The sequence below is a fragment of the Actinacidiphila epipremni genome (assembly GCF_012034175.1).
In the GTDB taxonomy this organism is placed as follows: Bacteria; Actinomycetota; Actinomycetes; order Streptomycetales; family Streptomycetaceae; genus Actinacidiphila; species Actinacidiphila epipremni.
In genome coordinates this window covers 134,450-151,406 of the sequence record NZ_JAATEJ010000006.1, presented here as the reverse complement: position 1 = coordinate 151,406, position 16,957 = coordinate 134,450, and the positions used below count along the sequence as shown (strand labels likewise).

At 75.9% G+C, this 16,957-nt stretch carries 15 protein-coding genes and 1 pseudogene; 6 read left to right on the top strand and 10 right to left on the bottom strand.

Annotated features, from left to right (window positions below; genetic code table 11):
- Positions 1-35 precede the first annotated feature (35 nt).
- The gene (locus tag HCN08_RS10660) at positions 36-872 is read right to left on the bottom strand and encodes an alpha/beta fold hydrolase (RefSeq protein ID WP_167982868.1); all 837 of its coding nucleotides are present in this window, start codon (positions 870-872) and stop codon (positions 36-38) included.
- A gap of 171 nt (positions 873-1,043) precedes the next feature.
- On the opposite strand from HCN08_RS10660, the gene HCN08_RS10655 reads away from it, so the two are divergent.
- Both HCN08_RS10655 and HCN08_RS10650 read left to right on the top strand, forming a co-directional pair.
- The gene (locus HCN08_RS10655; RefSeq protein ID WP_167982727.1) at positions 1,044-2,387 is read left to right on the top strand and encodes an aminotransferase-like domain-containing protein; all 1,344 of its coding nucleotides are present in this window, start codon (positions 1,044-1,046) and stop codon (positions 2,385-2,387) included.
- A 270-nt stretch (positions 2,388-2,657) separates the two neighbouring features.
- Positions 2,658-3,224, top strand: a complete 567-nt coding sequence (locus tag HCN08_RS10650) for an ATP-binding protein (RefSeq protein ID WP_167982867.1) — start codon at positions 2,658-2,660, stop codon at positions 3,222-3,224.
- 106 nt (positions 3,225-3,330) lie between these two features.
- Here the strand turns inward: HCN08_RS10650 and HCN08_RS10645 are convergent, their stop codons facing one another.
- Positions 3,331-3,645 carry an SHOCT domain-containing protein gene (locus tag HCN08_RS10645; RefSeq protein WP_167982726.1) on the bottom strand — a complete coding sequence of 105 codons (315 nt, stop codon included), beginning with the start codon at positions 3,643-3,645 and terminating at the stop codon, positions 3,331-3,333.
- A 129-nt stretch (positions 3,646-3,774) separates the two neighbouring features.
- Positions 3,775-4,998, bottom strand: coding sequence for an ROK family transcriptional regulator (locus tag HCN08_RS10640; protein WP_167982725.1), 1,224 nt, complete (start codon positions 4,996-4,998; stop codon positions 3,775-3,777).
- A 17-nt stretch (positions 4,999-5,015) separates the two neighbouring features.
- Between HCN08_RS10640 and HCN08_RS10635 the strand changes: the two genes are divergently transcribed.
- Entirely contained in the window at positions 5,016-6,419 is a 1,404-nt protein-coding gene (locus tag HCN08_RS10635) for an MFS transporter (protein WP_322974369.1), read from the top strand.
- An 80-nt stretch (positions 6,420-6,499) separates the two neighbouring features.
- Here HCN08_RS10635 and HCN08_RS10630 read toward each other — a convergent pair whose 3' ends face one another.
- A complete protein-coding gene (locus HCN08_RS10630) occupies positions 6,500-6,901 on the bottom strand; it encodes a MarR family winged helix-turn-helix transcriptional regulator (RefSeq protein WP_240969974.1) in 402 nt (133 codons plus the stop codon).
- An 85-nt stretch (positions 6,902-6,986) separates the two neighbouring features.
- On the opposite strand from HCN08_RS10630, the gene HCN08_RS10625 reads away from it, so the two are divergent.
- On the top strand, positions 6,987-8,570 hold the full coding sequence (locus tag HCN08_RS10625) for an MFS transporter (RefSeq protein ID WP_167982723.1): 1,584 nt from the start codon (positions 6,987-6,989) through the stop codon (positions 8,568-8,570).
- Between the two features lie 236 nt (positions 8,571-8,806).
- Here the strand turns inward: HCN08_RS10625 and HCN08_RS10620 are convergent, their stop codons facing one another.
- The 3 genes and pseudogenes from HCN08_RS10620 to HCN08_RS10610 all read right to left on the bottom strand — a co-directional run.
- Positions 8,807-9,472 (bottom strand): response regulator, encoded by a 666-nt coding sequence (locus HCN08_RS10620; RefSeq protein WP_167982722.1) that lies wholly within the window; start codon positions 9,470-9,472, stop codon positions 8,807-8,809.
- Positions 9,469-10,734, bottom strand: a complete 1,266-nt coding sequence (locus HCN08_RS10615; protein ID WP_167982721.1) for a sensor histidine kinase — start codon at positions 10,732-10,734, stop codon at positions 9,469-9,471. The genes HCN08_RS10620 and HCN08_RS10615 overlap by 4 nt, the downstream gene beginning before the upstream one ends.
- A gap of 202 nt (positions 10,735-10,936) precedes the next feature.
- A pseudogene (locus tag HCN08_RS10610) lies at positions 10,937-11,680 on the bottom strand (TetR/AcrR family transcriptional regulator); the annotation flags it as partial.
- Between the two features lie 151 nt (positions 11,681-11,831).
- Here HCN08_RS10610 and HCN08_RS10605 point away from each other — a divergent pair.
- Positions 11,832-12,323 (top strand): nitroreductase family deazaflavin-dependent oxidoreductase, encoded by a 492-nt coding sequence (locus HCN08_RS10605; RefSeq protein ID WP_167982719.1) that lies wholly within the window; start codon positions 11,832-11,834, stop codon positions 12,321-12,323.
- Between the two features lie 21 nt (positions 12,324-12,344).
- Here the strand turns inward: HCN08_RS10605 and HCN08_RS10600 are convergent, their stop codons facing one another.
- Positions 12,345-13,595 carry a geranylgeranyl reductase family protein gene (locus HCN08_RS10600; protein ID WP_167982718.1) on the bottom strand — a complete coding sequence of 417 codons (1,251 nt, stop codon included), beginning with the start codon at positions 13,593-13,595 and terminating at the stop codon, positions 12,345-12,347.
- A 160-nt stretch (positions 13,596-13,755) separates the two neighbouring features.
- Between HCN08_RS10600 and HCN08_RS10595 the strand changes: the two genes are divergently transcribed.
- The gene (locus HCN08_RS10595) at positions 13,756-15,129 is read left to right on the top strand and encodes a dipeptidase (protein WP_167982717.1); all 1,374 of its coding nucleotides are present in this window, start codon (positions 13,756-13,758) and stop codon (positions 15,127-15,129) included.
- A 63-nt stretch (positions 15,130-15,192) separates the two neighbouring features.
- Here HCN08_RS10595 and HCN08_RS10590 read toward each other — a convergent pair whose 3' ends face one another.
- A complete protein-coding gene (locus tag HCN08_RS10590; protein WP_167982716.1) occupies positions 15,193-16,323 on the bottom strand; it encodes an NUDIX domain-containing protein in 1,131 nt (376 codons plus the stop codon).
- Positions 16,324-16,346: 23 nt separating this feature from the next.
- Positions 16,347-16,925: a winged helix-turn-helix transcriptional regulator gene (locus HCN08_RS10585; RefSeq protein WP_167982715.1), complete on the bottom strand. Its 579-nt coding sequence runs from the start codon at positions 16,923-16,925 to the stop codon at positions 16,347-16,349.
- Positions 16,926-16,957: the final 32 nt, after the last annotated feature.

Here is a 16,957-nt window from a genome sequence, read left to right as displayed (position 1 = left end):
CCGGCGGCGCTCTGGCCAGGGCCGTGGGTGAGCGCTCAGGATTCCGTAAGATCTCCGGGATCTGCGGCCCGCAGCCGTGCCTGCCGAGTGTGCGGGAGGCGGGCGAGGAAGCCGGCCAGGGCGTCGTTGAAGGCGTCGGGGCGCTCCAGGTTGGGCAGGTGGCCGGCGCCGTCGACGACGGTCAGCGTCGCTCCGGGGATGCGGTCGTGGAGGAACTGGGCGTCGGCGACGGGCGTGAAGACGTCCTCGCTGCCGACGACGACCAGCGTGGGGACGGCGACGACCGGCAGCATCGGGGTGTAGTCGGGCCGCTCCGCCCGGCCGCGCAGGGCCGCGGCGGCGCCCTGGGGCGGCGCGGCGAGCATCATGCGCAGCACGTGCGCGGCCACCTCCGGCTGCCGGGCGACGGTCGCGGGCGCGACCATCGAGTCCAGCACCTCGTGGGCGTAGCCGGCCATGCCCTCGCTCAGCAGCCGGTCGGCGCGGTCGTTGCGTTCCTTGCGGCCCTGCTCGGTCTCGCCCTGCGCGAAGGTGTCGGCGAGGACGAGGCCGGTGACGCGGTGCGGGAAGAGCCGGTAGAACTCCAGGGCGATCTGGCCGCCCATCGACAGGCCGCACACCGCGGCGGTGCGCACCCCGAGGTGGTCGAGCAGGGCGGCGAGGTCCTGGGCGAAGGTGCTCAGCAGCGTGCGCCCGGGGACGACCTGGCTGCCGCCGTAGCCGCGCAGGTCCGGGGTGATGACGCGGTGGCCGGGGGCCGCGTCCGCCTGCGGGTGCCACATGGTCCGGTCGAAGGGGTGGCCGTGCACCAGGAGCAGCGCCGGGCCGCCCCCGCCGGTGTCGCCGGTGTCGCCGGTGTCGCCGTACGCCATGCTGATGCCGTTGATGAAAGCGGTGTCCACCTGCGGTTATCCCCTCGTCCGTGGCTGTTCCCCGATGCTATGGGCGGAGCAATCAGCGGAGCAATGGCGCTCTTTGATCTCGGTGCAATATGCTGGCCGCCGCTTGCGGTGGCGCGACCGGAGGACGGGAGGCGGTGGCGGATGGCGCGGGACTTCCGGCGGGCGGCGGACGCGGTGGCGGCGCAGATCGCGGCGGGGCGGCTGCGGCCGGGCGACCGGCTGCCCACGCAGCGGGCGTTCGCGCGCCGGCACGGGATCGCCGAGTCGACGGCGAGCCGGGTCTACGCCGAGCTGACCCGGCGCGGCCTGGTCGTGGGCGAGGTGGGGCGGGGCACCTTCGTCCGGGCCGCGCAGCCCGCGCCGGACCCGGCGCTCGCCGAGCCGGGCGGCGCCCCGGTGGACCTGGAGCTCAACTACCCCGTCGCCGAGGGCCAGTCGGAGCTGCTGGCCGCGGGGCTCGCCCGGCTGGCCCGGCCCGATGTGCTGGCCGCCGCGCTGCGCCCGTCCGGCGCCGCGGGCACCCCGCAGGCGCGGGCCGCCGTCGCGGCGCTGCTCGCCGGGCCGGCCTGGGCGCCGGACCCGGAGGACGTGCTCTTCGCGGGCAACGGCAGGCAGGCCATCGCCGCGTGCCTGTCGGCGCTGGTACGGCCCGGCGGGCGGCTGGGCGTGGAGGCGCTGACGTACCCGGTGGTCAAGGCGATCGCGGCGCGGCTCGGCGTGACGCCCGTGCCGCTGGAGTGCGACGGCGAGGGCCTGCTGCCGGACGCGCTGCTGGCCGCGCACCGCTCGGCGCCGCTGGGCGCGCTGTACGTCCAGCCGACGCTGCACAATCCGCTGGGCACCACGATGCCGGACCGGCGGCGGGCCGAACTCGCCGCGGCGCTGCGGGAGTCGGGGCTGTACGCGGTCGAGGACGCCATCTGGTCCTTCCTGCGCACCGACGCGCCGCCGCCGCTGGCTGCGTACGCGCCGGAGCGGGTGGCGCTCGTCGACAGCCTGTCCAAGCGGCTTGCGCCCGGCCTCACCGTGGGCTTCGCCGCGACCCCGCGGGAGCTCACCGCGCCGGTGGCGGCGGCGCTGCGCTCGTGCGGCTGGTCGGCCGCCGGGTACGCGCTGGCCGCGGCGACCGGCTGGCTGGCCGACGGCACCGCCGCCGCGGTCGCGGCCGGCAAGCGGGCGGACGCCGCGGCCCGGCAGCGCATCGCCGCGCAGGCGCTGGCGGGGCTCGCTGCGCGGTCCGGGCCGGGCGCGTACTTCTGCTGGTGGGAGCTGCCGCAGCCGTGGCGGGCCGACACCTTCGTGGCCGCCGCCGCGCGCCGCGGCATCGCCGTCACGCCGGCGGCGTCGTTCGTGGTGGGCCCGCACCGCGCGCCCGCCGCCGTGCGGATCGGCCTTGCCTCTCCCCCGCCGCCGGTGCTGCGGCGGGCGCTGGAGTCGCTGGCGGAGCTGGCGCGGACCGGGCCCGACGACGTCGCGGCGGAGTAGCCGCGGGGCCCCGGGGGCCGCGGGTGTGCGCCGGTCGGCGGTGCGCGGGGACCGGCGGGCGCGGACCTGGCACGTAAAGCCGCCGGGGGGCGCCGCGACGCGCGACAAGTTGCGACATTCCCCACATCGGGTGACGCTGTTATCGCATCACGGAGTGCTGAAGCAGTCACTCTACGAAGTTTCGCTCTGATGTTCCCATCGGTGCGGTGTACGGCCGGTTCCCGCAGGTGCGGGGCCCGGCCGGCCGCGGAGGGAGTCGCAGCCGTGATCATGCAAGTCGACCAGAACGACCCGACCCACCGAACCACCCGGGAGTGCGCGCTCGAACTCGACGCGCACCCGTACCGGATCCAGCAGATCCGCCGCATCGTGGCCGCGCAGCTGCGCTACTGGCGGCTCGATCCGCTGATCCAGCCGGCCGCGAGCGCCACCAGCGAGCTGCTGGCCAATGTGCACCGGCACGCCAAGCCCGACAAGAAGTGCCGGGTGCGGCTGACCCTCGCCGACGACCGCCTGACCGTCGCCGTCACCGACAGCGACCCGCGGCTGCCGCAGCTGCGCCCCGTCGAGCCGCTGGCCACCACCGGGCGAGGCCTGACGATGGTCGAGGCGCTGAGCGACAGCTGGGGCACCGACCTGCTGCCCGAGGACGCGGGCAAGACCGTGTGGTTCGTGCTGCGGACCCCGGTCGCGGTGCCGACGATGCTGCCGGTGCGGACGGCGCTGCCGTTCGAGCGCGCCATGGTCGAGCCGCTGCCCGGCCCCTTCGCCGAGCCCGTCCCCGAGCCGCTGACCGGCTCGGTCCCGGAGCCGGCCGCCGTCGCCGCGGCGGCCTGACCCGCGGCGCCGCCGGTGTGGGCGCCGGCGGACCGCGGCCCGGCGCCGCCTCCCCCGCACGGGGAGGCGGCGCCTTCGTACGTCCCGGCGGCCGGGCCGGCCGCGCTCACAGCGCGGCGCCGCCCCTGCCGCCGCGCCGGTCGCCCGGGGCGCGGGCGAAGTGCTCCTCCAGCACCGACATACGGCGCCAGTACTCCTCCTCGTCGATCTCGCCGGCCGCGAACCGCCGGCCCAGCACTGCCAGCGGGCCGTGCTCGCCGCCGGGCGGGGCCGGCCGGAACTGCTGCCAGGGCGCCCCGCGCCCGCGCCACGCCGTGCGGCGCAGCAGGGTGATCACGGTGGCCGCCGCGGCCACCCAGACCAGCGGGAGGAAGAGGATCCACGGGCCGGGCCCGCCGCCGTGCCACGCCAGGGTGTTCATCGTCCGTCATCTCCTCGGTCCGGCCGGGTTGTCCCGACACCACCGAGCCTGGCTCCCGCGCCGGCCGCAGTCGTCGTACGGCCGGCGGCAGCGGGGCTGCTCCGGGGGGAGTACCGGCGGCCGGCGGGCTCAGCCGCCGAGCGCGGTCAGCGGGTCGTCGAGGACCGGCTGCCAGGCCAGTTCCGCCGCGCCGACCAGGCTGTTGTGGTCCAGCGCGCAGGCCAGCACCGGGACGCTGCCGCTGCGGCCCCACAGGCTGTGGTCGGCCACCACGGCACGCAGGGCGTCGGGGTCGGCGTCCAGCAGGTGGCGGTGCAGGCCGCCGAGGAGGATCCGGTCGGGGTTGAGGACGTTGACCATGCCGGCCAGGCCCCGGCCGAGCCGGTCGATGAGCAGCAGCGCCGCCGCCTTGACGGCCGGGTCGGCGTACTGCGTACGGAGCAGGTCCGCGCTCTGCTGGAGCAGCGACACCTCGGGGCCGGGGGCGCGGCCGGCCGCCTCCAGGAAGGCCAGCGGGTCGGCCTCGACGTCCAGGCAGCCGCGACTGCCGCAGTAGCAGGGCCGCCCGTCGGGCCGCACGGTGAGGTGGCCGACCTCCAGGGCCAGGCCCGAACTGCCGGTGTGCAGGCGGCCGTCCAGCACCAGCGCGCCGCCGACGCCGCGGTGGCCCGAGGCGACGACCAGCAGGTGCTGGGCGCCGCGCCCGGCGCCGTGCCGGTGCTCGGCGAGCGCGGCGACGTTGACGTCGTTGCCGACGAAGGAGGCCACCGGCGCGCCGTCCGGGCCGAGGACGCCGATCCGGGCGATCTGCTCGGCGAAGACCGCGGCGACCGGTGTGCCGGCCGGCCACGCCAGGTGCAGCGGGTTGAGCGCGGTGCCCTCCGGCTCGGCGACCGCGGACGGCACCGCGAGCCCGGCCCCGACGCACACCCGCCCCGAGGCGCGCAGCAGTCCGGCCCCCGCCTCGACGACCGCGCCCAGCACCTCGGCGGGGTCGGCCGGCACCGGCATGACGCCGGGGGCGGTCGCCACCAGCTCGCCGCCCAGGCCCACCAGCGCGGCCCGGAAGCCGTCGGCGTGCACCTGCGCGGCCAGCGCGACCGGCCCCTCGGGCGCCACGTCGAGCCGGTGCGAAGGGCGGCCCTGGGCGCCGGCCGGTCCGTTCGGCCGGGTGTCCACCCGGATCAGCCCGAGCGCCTCCAGTTCGGCGGCGACGGCGCCCGCGGTCGCCCGGGTCACCCCCAGCTCCGCGGTGAGCAGCGCGCGGGTCGCCGCGCGGCCGGTGTGCACGAGCGAGAGGGCGGGGCCGAGCGCGCCCCGGCCCCGCTCAAGCCTTGTCCGAATCTGTGTCACCCCCCTATTCTCACTTTGTGCCGACACTGAACAAAATAGGGACGATCCTGAGTCGATCTTCCCGTACTCCCACCACCGACCCGGCCCTGCGCCGGCTGCGCCTCGCCCTGACCGTCTTCTTCGCCGTCGACGGCTTCCTCTTCGCCGGCTGGGTGGTGCGCATCCCCGCCATCAAGGCCCAGGTCGGCGCCTCGGCGGGCCAGCTGGGGCTGGCGCTGCTCGGCGTGTCGGCGGGCGCGGTGGCCACCATGGTGCTCACCGGCCGGCTCTGCCGCCGCTTCGGCAGCGACCGCGTCACCGTCGGCACCGGCGTCCTGCTGGCCCTGAGCATCGCGCTGCCGCCGCGCACCCACTCCGCCCTGGCGCTCGGCCTGGTCCTGCTGGTGTTCGGCATAGCGTACGGCGGTCTGAACGTCGCGATGAACAGCGTCGCGGTGGATCTCGTCGCGGCGCTGCGCCGCCCGGTCATGTCGTCCTTCCACGCCGCCTACAGCTGCGGCGGGCTGATCGGGTCGAGCCTGGGCGGCCTGCTCGCGCCGCACCTGTCGGCGGGGACGCATCTGCTGCTGCTCACGCCGGTCGGCCTGCTCACCGTGGCGCTGGCCGGGCGGGTGCTGCTGGGCACACCGTTGGAGGCGCCGCGGGAGCGGATCACGCACGTCGCGCCGGCCGGGCGGGGCGAGCGGGGGGCGCCCGCGGGGCGGGGCGAGCGGATCGAGCGCGTCGAGCGGGGCGAGCGGGTCGCGCCGCGGGTCCTGGCGGCGGAGGCCGCCGGGGCGGCAGGGGGCACGCAGGCCGCTCCGGCCGCCGCCGTGCCCGTACCGCGGGAACCCGCGAAGGACGCCGGGCCCGCGCCCGGGACGGCCGCCGTGGGCTCGGGGCTGCTGGTGGCGCTGCTCGGGCTGATCGCGGCGTGCTCCTCGTACGGGGAGGGCGCGCTCGCCGAGTGGGGGCCGCTGCACGTCCAGCAGGACCTGCACCGCGGGCCGGGCATCGCGGCGGCCGGCTACGCGGCGGTGACGCTGGCGATGACGATCGGCCGGATGTCCGGCACCACGCTGCTGGAACGCCTCGGCCAGACCCGGGTGCTGGTGCTCGGCGCGCTCACCGCCGCCGGCGGCATGCTGCTGGCCGCGCTCGCGCCGCTGCTGCCGCTGGTGGTACTGGGCTTCGCGCTCACCGGGCTGGGCCTGTCCAACAGCTTCCCCACCACGATCGCCCGGGCCGGTGCGCTGACCGGCCCCGGCGGGGTGGCCACCGCCTCGACCTTCGGCTACGGCGGGATGCTGATGGGCCCGCCCACGATCGGCTTCCTCACCGACGCGGTGGGCCTGCCGGTCGCCCTGACGACGGTGTCCGCGCTCGCCGCCGTCGCGGCCGTGATCGCCTTCTCCGTACGCAACATCGGCCGGCCCGCCTGAGGTCCGCGCCGCGCGCACGGCGAAGCCCCGCGGGTCGGTGACCTGCGGGGCTCGGTCGAAGCGGGTGCGGGCGCCGCTGCTCAGGCGCGGGCGGGCTTGGGGAGCATGCGCTCCAGTACGGCGCGGTGGCCGGGGCGGGCCTCCTCGTAGCGCCGCCGGCCGTCGTCGGTGAGCGCGACGTAGACGCCGCGGCGGTCCTCCGCGCAGATGCCGCGGTCGACCAGGCCCTCCTTCTCCAGCCGGGCCACCAGCCGGGACAGCGCGCTCTGCGTGAGGTGGACGCGGTCGGCGAGCTCCTGCACGCGGAAGGTGCAGCTGCCGTCCGCCGGGCCGTCCGCGAGCACGTCCAGCACCTCGAAGTCGCTGGCGCACAGGCCGTGCTTGTGCAGCTCCCGGTCGAGCTCACACGCCGTCCGCGCGTGGACGGCGAGGATCTCCCGCCACTCGCGCTCCAGCGCACGCTCGTCGTTGTCGGCTCCCATGACCGCAGGGTAGCAGAAAACGGACCCCGATGCACGGGCATTAAATGCACTTGCATTCGATGCACCTGCATGTAATCTACGGGCCATGACCTCTCCGTCGTCCCCGACGTCCCCGGCGTCTCCGGCATCCCCGCCGGCCTCTGTCCCCCGCGCATCCGAACGATGGAGCGCCCTGCAATGGGGCACGCTCTTCGTGCTGTGCGCCGCGCTCTTCCTCGACGCACTCGACGTCTCGATGGTCGGCGTGGCCCTCCCCTCCATCGGCTCCGACCTGCACCTGTCGACGACCTCGCTGCAATGGGTCGTCAGCGGCTACATCCTCGGCTACGGCGGCCTGCTGCTGCTCGGCGGCCGGGCGGCCGACCTGCTCGGCCGGCGCCGGGTCTTCCTCATCGCGCTCGGCGTCTTCGCCGTCGCCTCGCTGCTCGGCGGCCTGGTCGACTCCGGCTCGCTGCTGATCGCCACGCGCTTCGTCAAGGGCCTGAGCGCCGCGTTCACCGCGCCCGCGGGCCTGTCGATCATCACCACGACCTTCGCCGAGGGCCCGGTCCGCAACCGCGCCCTGACCATCTACTCCAGCTGCGGCGCCACCGGCTTCTCGATGGGCCTGGTGCTGTCCGGCTTCCTCACCGAGGCCGGCTGGCGCTGGACGATGCTGCTGCCCGCGCCCGTCGCGCTGATCGCGCTGGTCGCCGGCCTGAAGCTCATCCCGCGCACTCCCAGGGAAAGCACGCAGGGCCGCGGCTACGACCTGCCGGGCGCGGTGACCGGCACCGCCTCGATGCTGCTGCTGGTGTTCACCGTGGTGTCGGCCTCCAGCGCGGGCTGGGCCTCGGCACGCACGCTCGGCTCCTTCGCGGCCGTCGCCGTGCTGCTGGTGGCCTTCGTCGCGATCGAGAGCCGCTCGGCCTCGCCGCTGGTCCGGCTCGGCGTGCTGCGCTCCTCCACCCAGGTGCGCGCCAACCTCGGCGCCGCGACCTTCTTCGGCTCGTACGTCGCCTTCCAGTTCCTGGTCACGCAGTATTTGCAGAACGTGCTCGGCTACAGCGCCATGCAGACCGCGCTCGCCTTCCTGCCCGCCGGCTCGCTGGTGGCGATCCTGTCCACCCGGATGGGCCCGGTCGTCGACCGCTTCGGCACCCCGCGGGTGATCGCGTTCGGCTTCCTGTCGCTGGTCGTCGGCTACGTCCTCTTCCTGCGGATCGATCTGCACCCCAGCTACGCGGCGTTGATCCTGCCGTCGATGCTGCTGCTCGGCGGGGCCTTCGCGACCGCCTTCCCGGCGCTCAACATCCAGGCCACCAACGGCGTCAAGGACCAGGAGCAGGGCATGGTCTCCGGCCTGCTCAACACGTCTTTCCAGGTCGGCGGCGCGATCTTCCTCGCCGTCGTCACGGCCGTGGTCACCGCCCACGCCGGCGGGCCCGGCGGCGGCAAGCAGGCGGTGCTGGACAGCTACCGGCCGGCCCTGTGGGTCGTGACCGGCATCGGCGTGGTCGGCCTGCTGATCACCCTGACCGGGCTGCGCACCCGGCGCCCCTCGTACGGCATCCTCGTCGCCTCCTCCGCGCAGGACGAGGCGGCGCGGGCCGCCGCCCCGCAGGACGCGGTCGTGCCGGCTGCGACGGCGTCGGGCCCGGCTCCCGAGGGCGGCGCCGACCGCGGGTGAGCCCGGCGTGCCCTCCGCACGGGGGCGGGCACGCCCACACCGCCGGCCCCGCGCGTACGCCCGCGCGGGGCCGGCGCTTTGTGCTGACGTACGTGCGGGGCCGGCGGTGTGGGCGGAGGTACGTGCGGGGCAGGCGCTTTCGCGCGGGGCAGGCTCGGGCCGGCGCTTGTGCGCGGGGCCCGCGGGGCCCTTGGGGCGCCCGTACGGTACGGGTCCCGGTCCGCGCGGGGTGCGGCTCAGCCCAGCCAGCCGGGCCGGACCAGGCCCGACTCGTAGGCCAGGACGACCAGTTGGGCGCGGTCGCGGGCGCCGAGCTTGACCATGGCGCGGCTGACGTGGGTCTTCGCGGTGAGCGGGCTGACCACCAGGCGGCGGGCGATCTCCTCGTTGGACAGGCCGATGCCGACCAGGGCCATCACCTCCCGCTCCCGCTCGGTCAGCCGGTCCAGCCCGCCGGCCGCCGCGGGCTCCTTCGACCGGGCCGCGAACTCCGCGATGAGCCGCCGCGTCACCCCGGGCGACAGCAGCGCGTCGCCGGCGACCACCGCCCGTACCGCGCGCAGCAGTTCCGCGGGCTCGGTGTCCTTGACCAGGAAGCCCGAGGCGCCCGAGCGGATCGCCTCGAAGACGTACTCGTCCAGCTCGAAGGTGGTCAGCACGACGACCTTGACGTCCTGGAGCGCCGGGTCCCCGGTGACGGCCCGGGTGGCGGCGAGGCCGTCCATGACGGGCATGCGGATGTCCATCAGGACGGCGTCCGGGCGCACCTCCCGTACCGTGCGCAGCGCCTGCTCGCCGTCGGCCGCCTCGCCGACCACCTCGATGTCGCGCTGCGCGTCGAGCAGCGCGCGGAAGCCGGCGCGTACGAGGACCTGGTCGTCGGCCAGTACGACGCGGATCACGGAAGCTCCTGTCCGGTGGTCGGGCGGCCTGCGCGGCCGGTGGGGTGCCGGGGCGGCGGGGTGTCGTGCCGGCCGCCGCCGAGCGGCAGCCTGGCCCGGACGCGGAAGCCGCCGTCCCCGCGCGGGCCGGCCTCGACGGTGCCGCCGAGCGCTGCGGCCCGCTCGCGCATGCCGACCAGGCCGTTGCCGCCGCCGCTCTCGCCGCCCACCGCGGCGGGCCCGTCGTCGTCCACCCGCAGGTCGAGCAGGCCGGGCCGGTAGACCAGGCGTACCCGCGCGGTGCGCGCGCCGGAGTGCCGTACGACGTTGGTCAGGGCCTCCTGGACGATACGGAAGGCGGCGAGGTCGGCGCCCGGTGGCAGCGGCACGCGCGCGCCCTCGACGGCCAGGTCGGTGCGCAGCCCCGCCGCCGCGGCCTGGTCGAGCAGTTCGGGCAGCCGGTCGAGCCCGGGCGCGGGGGCGCGGGGCGCGTCGCCGGGTGCCCGCAGCGCGCCCAGCACCTGGCGCACCTCCCCCAGCGCTTCCTTGCTCGCCGCCTTGATGGTGGTCAGCGCGGTGCGGGCCTGCTCGGGCCGCTCGTCCATCAGGGCCAGGGCGACCCCGGCCTGCACGTTGATCAGCGAGATGCTGTGCGCCAGCACGTCGTGCAGCTCCTGGGCGATCCGCAGCCGTTCCTCGCCCGCCCGGCGCCGCTCGGCCTCGGCGCGCTCCCGGTGCTCGCGGGCGATCCGCTCGCGCCGCACCCGGAAGAGCTCGGCCGCGGCGAGCACGGCCAGCAGCCAGGCGGCGGCGCCGGAGAGCTCGGTCCAGGACGCCGGGCCGTCGCCGGCGGGCGGCAGCCGGCGGTAGAGCCACAGGCCGACCAGGGCGTGCCCGGTGTACGCGGCGGCGGCCACGATCAGCACGCCCTTGCGGTGCCCGGCGGCGACCGCGCTGAAGAACGCGACGACCAGGCTCGCGAAGACCGGCCCGTACGGGTAGCCGAGGACGGTGTAGAGCAGCGTCACCGCGGCGACACCGGCGGCCACGGCGACCGGTTGCCGGCGGCGCAGCAGGAGCAGGGCGGGGCCGGCGAGCAGCAGGGCGTAGCCGAGTCCGTCGAGGGCGACCCGGCCGCTCTGGTGCCGCCCGGCGGCGCCGGAGCCCGCGACCTGGAGGACGGCGAGCGCCACCGCGGGCCCCCACAGCGAGACGGCACGGCGGCGCGGCCCGGCGGGGTGGTGCCCGCGCCAGGGCGGCCCCGGGTGCGCCTCGTACGTCATGGCTCCACGCTAGACCGCGGCCCGGCGGCGTCGCGTCCACCGCCGGGGGGCGGCGGGGCTACTTCGCCGGGAGTACGCGGCCGGCTTCCGCGCCGGTCCGGGAGTCGTCGGCGGCGGGGGCCGCGGGGGCGGCGCGGGTTTCGGGGTCGGCGGGGTTTGCGGGTTTTACGGGGTCGGTCGGGTCGGCGGCGTGGTCGACCTCCAGGCCGACCTGGGCGGCGAGGGTGAGCGCGGCGTGGTCGAAGAAGGGCCCGCGGGCGTCCACGACCCGGTTGAACTGGCCGAACAGCTCGAAGCTGAGCAGGCCGAAGAGCTGGGCCCAGCCGGCGACCAGCGCGGCGACGACGCGTATCGGCAGCTCGGGGGCCAGTTCGGCGGCGAGCCGCGCGAGGTCGGTGCGGACCGGCTCGGTGAGCGGCCGGCCGGTGGGTTCGTTGAGCCGTCCGGCGGCGTGCGCGTCGCGGACGACCGAGACGAGGGTGAGCGGGACGCGGGAGGCCGGGCCGACGGTGGCCTGCGGGGCGGCGTAGCCGGGCACGGGCGAGCCGTAGATCAGGGCGTATTCGTGGGGGTGCGCGACGGCCCAGCCGCGGACCGCGCGGCAGACCGCCGTCCAGCGGTCGGCGGGGGCGGCGCCCGGTATCCGCACACCGGCGATGGCGGCGGCTGCCGCGCCGTCGCGGGCGTGCGCGTCGGCGGCGGCCAGCGCCTGCTCCGCCGCCTCGCCGACCGCGTCGTACGCGTCGATGATGAGGGCGGTGAGCAGGTCGTCCCGGCTGGGGAAGTAGCGGTAGAGGGCCGAGGAGGCCATACCGAGCTCGCGGGCGACCGCGCGCAGCGACAGCCCGGCCGACCCCTGGTCGGCGAGCTGCCGGCCGGCCTCCTCCTTGATCGCCGCGGTGATCTCGGCCCTCGCCCGTTCCCTTGCTCCTCTGATGGCACTCATGTCCCCCAGTGTGCCATCGAAGGAGAGCGATGACCAGGAACGAGATCGGCGAAAAAAAGAGAGAGCGGCGCTCTTGCTTTTGGTGCCCCGCGTCGGGCACACTGTTCTCAAGCGAGAGCACCGCTCACACTTCGGATCGGGAGAGGTCATCATGTCGGAGCAGCAGCACGAGCAGCAGCAGGTCCAGCAGGCGGGCGGCGACCGGGAGCACGTCCAGAAGCCCGGCTGGCTCACCGTCAACGTGTTCAACCGGGCGGTCGCGTTCCTGACCCGCCGCGGGTTCAGCGTCTGGGGCTCGCGGGTCCTGGCGGTCAAGGGCCGCAAGAGCGGCGAGTGGCGGACGACCCCGGTGAATCTGCTGACGCTGGAGGGCGAGCGCTATCTGGTGGCCCCGCGCGGCCACGTCCAGTGGACGCACAACATGCGGGCGGCCGGCGGCGGCGAGCTGCGACTGGGGAAGAAGGCCGAGGAGTTCACCGCGGTGGAGGTCGCCGACGACGACAAGACCCCGATCCTGCGCGCCTACCTCAAGCGCTGGAAGGCCGAGGTCGGGGTCTTCTTCGGCGGGGTCGGCCCGGATTCGACGGACGAGCAGCTGCGCGCGATAGCGCACAAGCACCCCGTCTTCCGGATCCAGCCCTGACCCGGCGTGCGGGCGCGGGGGTCAGCTCATGCTGTCCAGTGCCCGGCGGGCGATGGGGTGGGTGCGGACGAGTTCGGCGAGCGTGCGCTTGCCGCTGGTGATGCCGGCGAAGGCCCGCCAGGCCGGCGGGAAGGTGGTGAGCGCGGCGTGCAGCAGCCCGGGGCGCCGCTCGAAGAGGGTGAGCATCCGGCGGCCGACGCCCATCTCGACGCCGAGGCCGGCCTTGACGGCGAAGGCGTAGTTGAGGGCCTGGCGCCGGGCGTCCACCGCGTCGTGCGCCTCGGCGATGCGGACGGCCCACTCCCCCGCGAGGCGGCCGGAGCGCAGGGCGTAGGAGATGCCCTCGCGGGTCCACGGTTCGAGCAGGCCCGCGGCGTCGCCGCAGACGAGGACCCGGCCGCGGGAGAGCGGCGAGTCGTCGGCGCGGCAGCGGGTGAGGTGCCCGGTGGAGACGCTGGGCTCGAAACCGGCAAGGCCCAGGCGGGCGATGAAGTCGTCCAGGTAGCGCTTGGTGGCGCCGCCGTCGCCGCGGGCGGAGATGACACCGACCGTGAGGGAGTCGCCCTTGGGGAAGACCCAGCCGTAACTGCCCGGCAGCGGGCCCCAGTCGATGTGGACGCGGCCGGACCAGTCCTCGGCCACGGCCGCCGGTACCGGGATCTCCGCTTCCAGGCCGAGGTCGACCTGGTCGAGCTTGACCCCGACGTGCGCTCCTATCCGGCTGGCACTGCCGTCGGCGCCGACCACGGCCCGGGCGTAGACGACCTCCTCGTCGCGCTTGCCGGGTCCGCCGCTGCTGGTGCCGTTCAGTATCACCGCGACCGTGCGCCGGTCGGGCACCCCGGGGCCGTGCTGCTCCACCCGGGAGACGGTGACACCGGTGCGGACCACGGCGCCGGCCTCGCGGGCGGTGTCGACCAGGGCCGCGTCGAACTCGGGGCGGTTGATGAGCCCGAAGAGCATCTGCCGGGAGCGCTTGGTGCGGGTGAGCCGGCCGTTGAGGCTGAAGGTGACGGCGTGGACGCGGTCGCGCAGCGGCAGGTCGAAGCCGGGCGGCAGGGCGTCCCGGGAGGGTCCGATGATGCCGCCGCCGCAGGTCTTGTACCTGGGGAGTTCGGCTTTCTCCAGCAGCAGCACCCGGCGTCCGCCGACGGCCGCCGCGTGGGCCGCCGACGCTCCGGCGGGGCCCGCGCCGATCACCACGACGTCCCACACCGCCTGGCTCTCGCCGTCCCGTGCTCCGCTGTCCTGCGCCGCCTGCTCACCGCTCACGTCTGATTCCGCTCCCGCTCGGCCGTCCGGCTGTCGTCGCTGCTGCTCAGCGCATCCTATTGCGCCCGTCGCCCGCCGTCGGCTGTGGCACCATCGGCAGCGACCCGTTGCGTGCGCCGGCGCGCCGCGCAAGCCGCCCCTTCCCCCGAGGAGCAAGCCCATGCCGTCCGTTCCGCTGTCCGAGACCGTGGCCTCGCTGATGCCCCGCGCCCGCACCGAGCTGGCCGAGCTGGTGTCGTTCGCCTCGGTGGCGGACGAGCGCCAGTACCCGCGTGAGGAGAGCGAGAAGGCGGCGAACTGGATCGCGGCGGCGCTGCGGGCCGAGGGCTTCCAGGACGTGGCCCTGCTGGACACGCCCGACGGGACGCAGTCGGTCTACGGGCTGCTGCCCGGCCCGCAGGGCGCGCCGACGGTGCTGCTGTACGCGCACTACGACGTGCAGCCGCCGCTGGACGAATCGGCTTGGCTGACACCGCCGTTCGAGCTGACCGAGCGCGGCGGGCGGTGGTACGGGCGGGGCGCCGCCGACTGCAAGGGCGGTGTGCTGATGCACCTGACGGCGCTGCGAGCGCTGGCCGCGCACGGCGGGACGCCGGTGAACGTCAAGGTGATCGTGGAGGGTTCGGAGGAGCAGGGCACCGGCGGCCTGGAGCGGTACGCCGAGGCGCACCCCGACCTGCTGACCGCCGACGCGATCGTGATCGGCGACGCGGGCAACTTCCGGGTGGGGCTGCCGACGGTGACCTCGACGCTGCGCGGCATGGTACTGATGGCGGTTCAGGTGGCCACCCTGGAGGGCAATCTGCACTCCGGTCAGTTCGGCGGGGCGGCCCCGGACGCGCTGGCGGCGCTGATCCGGATGCTGGACTCGCTGCGTGACGCGTCCGGCGCGACCACCGTCGAGGGCCTGGACGGCTCGGGCGCCTGGGAGGGCCTGAGCTACCCGGAGGAGGACTTCCGGCGGGACGCCCGGGTGCTGGACGGGGTGGAGCTGGTGGGCACCGGCACGGTCGCCGACCGGCTGTGGGCGCGCCCGTCGGTGACGGTGGTGGGCATCGACGCGCCGCCGGTCATCGGCGCGACGCCCTCGGTGCAGGCGACGGCGGGCGCGCTGGTGAGCGTGCGGATCCCGCCGGGCATGACGGCGGAGCAGGCCGGGACGGCGCTGCGCGAGCATCTGCTGGCGGCGGCGCCGTGGGGCGCGCGGGTCGAGGTGACGCAGCGCGGCAGCGGCCAGCCCTTCCAGGCCGACACCGACAGCCCGGCGTACGCCGCGATGGCCGAGGCGATGCGCGAGGCGTACGGCCGGGACCTGGCGATCGCCGGCCAGGGCGGCTCGATCCCGCTGTGCAACACGCTGGCGACGCTGTATCCGCAGGCGGAGATCCTGCTGATCGGCCTGAGCGAGCCGGAGGCGCAGATCCACGCGGCCAACGAGAGCGTGTCGCCCGAGGAGCTGGAGCGGCTGTCGCTGGCGGAGGCGGTCTTCCTGCAGCGTTACGCGGAGTCCAAGCGCACCGCCGCGGCCGGCTGACCGGCGGGCGGCGCGCCGCGGGGTTTTCCCGGCCCGCCCTGTGCGGGGGCGGGCCGGGGCGGGTCACTGGGCGGGGTGGCCGGCTTCGAGGTTGAGGGGGCGCCCCTGTTCGCGGGCGCGCAGGGCCCAGCGCAGGCGGTCGCGGCGGACCGGGGGCAGCAGGGTGGCGGCCTCGTCCTCGGTGACGAAGCGCCAGTCGCGCAGTTCCGCGGGCGGCAGCAGCAGCCGGCCGATGTCGGCGGCCTGCACCCGGCCGCCGTCGAAGATCAGCCGCAGGCCGCCGTGGCCGGTGGGGTGCGGCGGTTCCCAGTCGACGACGAGGAGTTCCAGGCCGCCGGTCAGCTCGATGCCGAGTTCCTCGGCGACTTCGCGGTGCCCGGCGCTGGCCGGCGACTCGCCGCGTTCGACGACGCCGCCGGGGAATTCCCAGCCGGGCTTGTAGGTGGGGTCGACCAGCAGGACGCGGTCGGCCTCGTCGAAGAGCAGGACGCCCGCCGCGACGGTCTCGGCCCGCGGCGCGGGTGTCTGCACGATGCCGCAGGCCCCCTCGCCCCGGGCGACCGCCTCGGCGAGCCGTACCGCGATCTGCCGGGGTGTCAGGCCCGCGGTGCGGATGACGTGGGCGTCCAGCGCCAGCCACTCCTGGAGGTCGTGCCGGTCGGGCACGCGCTCCGGCGCCGGGAGCCGGACGCCCACGGCCGGGGCGCCTTCGGGCCCGTCCGACAGGGCGGTGGCCGCGGCCGGGGCCGTACCGGCGGCGTCCGGGCCGCCGGCCGCCTCCGGCCGCCCCGGGCCGTCCGGTTGGCCCGCCGGGAGGGCGGTGTGCTCGGCCATCCGCCCACGCAGGATCGTTTCTCCCTGGTCGAGCAGCAGATGCCGGACCTCGATCCCGCGCGCGGCGAGCCCGCCGAAGATCTCGTCCCGGTAGTCCTGGCGCCGCAGCGTCATCGGGACCACGAGCACCCCGCCGACCTCGGCGAGCAGCGCGGCGGCGGTCTCCACCACCAACCGCCGCCAGATGGGCAGGTCCTGCTGGTCGGCGACCTCCTGGAGCCGCCTGCCGGGCAGCAGTTGCCGCAGACAGCCGCCGAGGACGTCGGGGTCGTACAGGGTACTGTCCGGTATGAGGTCGAGCAGTTCGCGCGCGGTGCTGGTCGTGCCCGCGCCGAACGCCCCGTTCACCCAGATGATCACGGTGCCCCCTTCTCCGTAGACGCCTACGAATTGCCCGGATCATCGGAACCGGTAAACGCGTCGCCTCCTGCGGCGGGGCCGCGCAGCGGGCGCAGCAGCCGGTGCGGGACGGCGATCGCGGCGGCGACCGGGTCGTCGCGGCGGGGGCGGCCGTCGGGGGCGGGGGTGCGCATCTCGACGTCGGCCGGGGCAACCTGGGAGAGCCCGCAGGCCGGGCAGCCGCCGGTCATGTCCAGCCGGGTGCCGCACACGGCGTGGTGGAAGGTCCTGCTGGGCGGGCCCTGGCTCGCGTGCTCGCCGCCCCACCGCACGAGGGCGTGCAGCGGTGGCCACAGGCCGATCCCGGCGTCGGTCAGGACGTAGTCGTAGCGCGGCGGCGCCTGCTGGTAGGCGACCTTCCGCAGCACCCCGGCGTCGGTGAGCGCGGCCAGCCGCGCGGTGAGCACGGCCCGCGGGATGTCGAGGTGGACCAGGAAGTCGTTGAACCGGCGCACGCCGTAGAAGGCGTCCCGCACGATCAGCAGGCTCCAGCGCTCCCCGATCACCTCCAGGGCGCGGGCGAGGGAGCAGTCCTGCTTGGCGTAGTCCGTACCGAGTGCCATGGGGCCAGCGTACTGCCGGGAACGATGTCAGT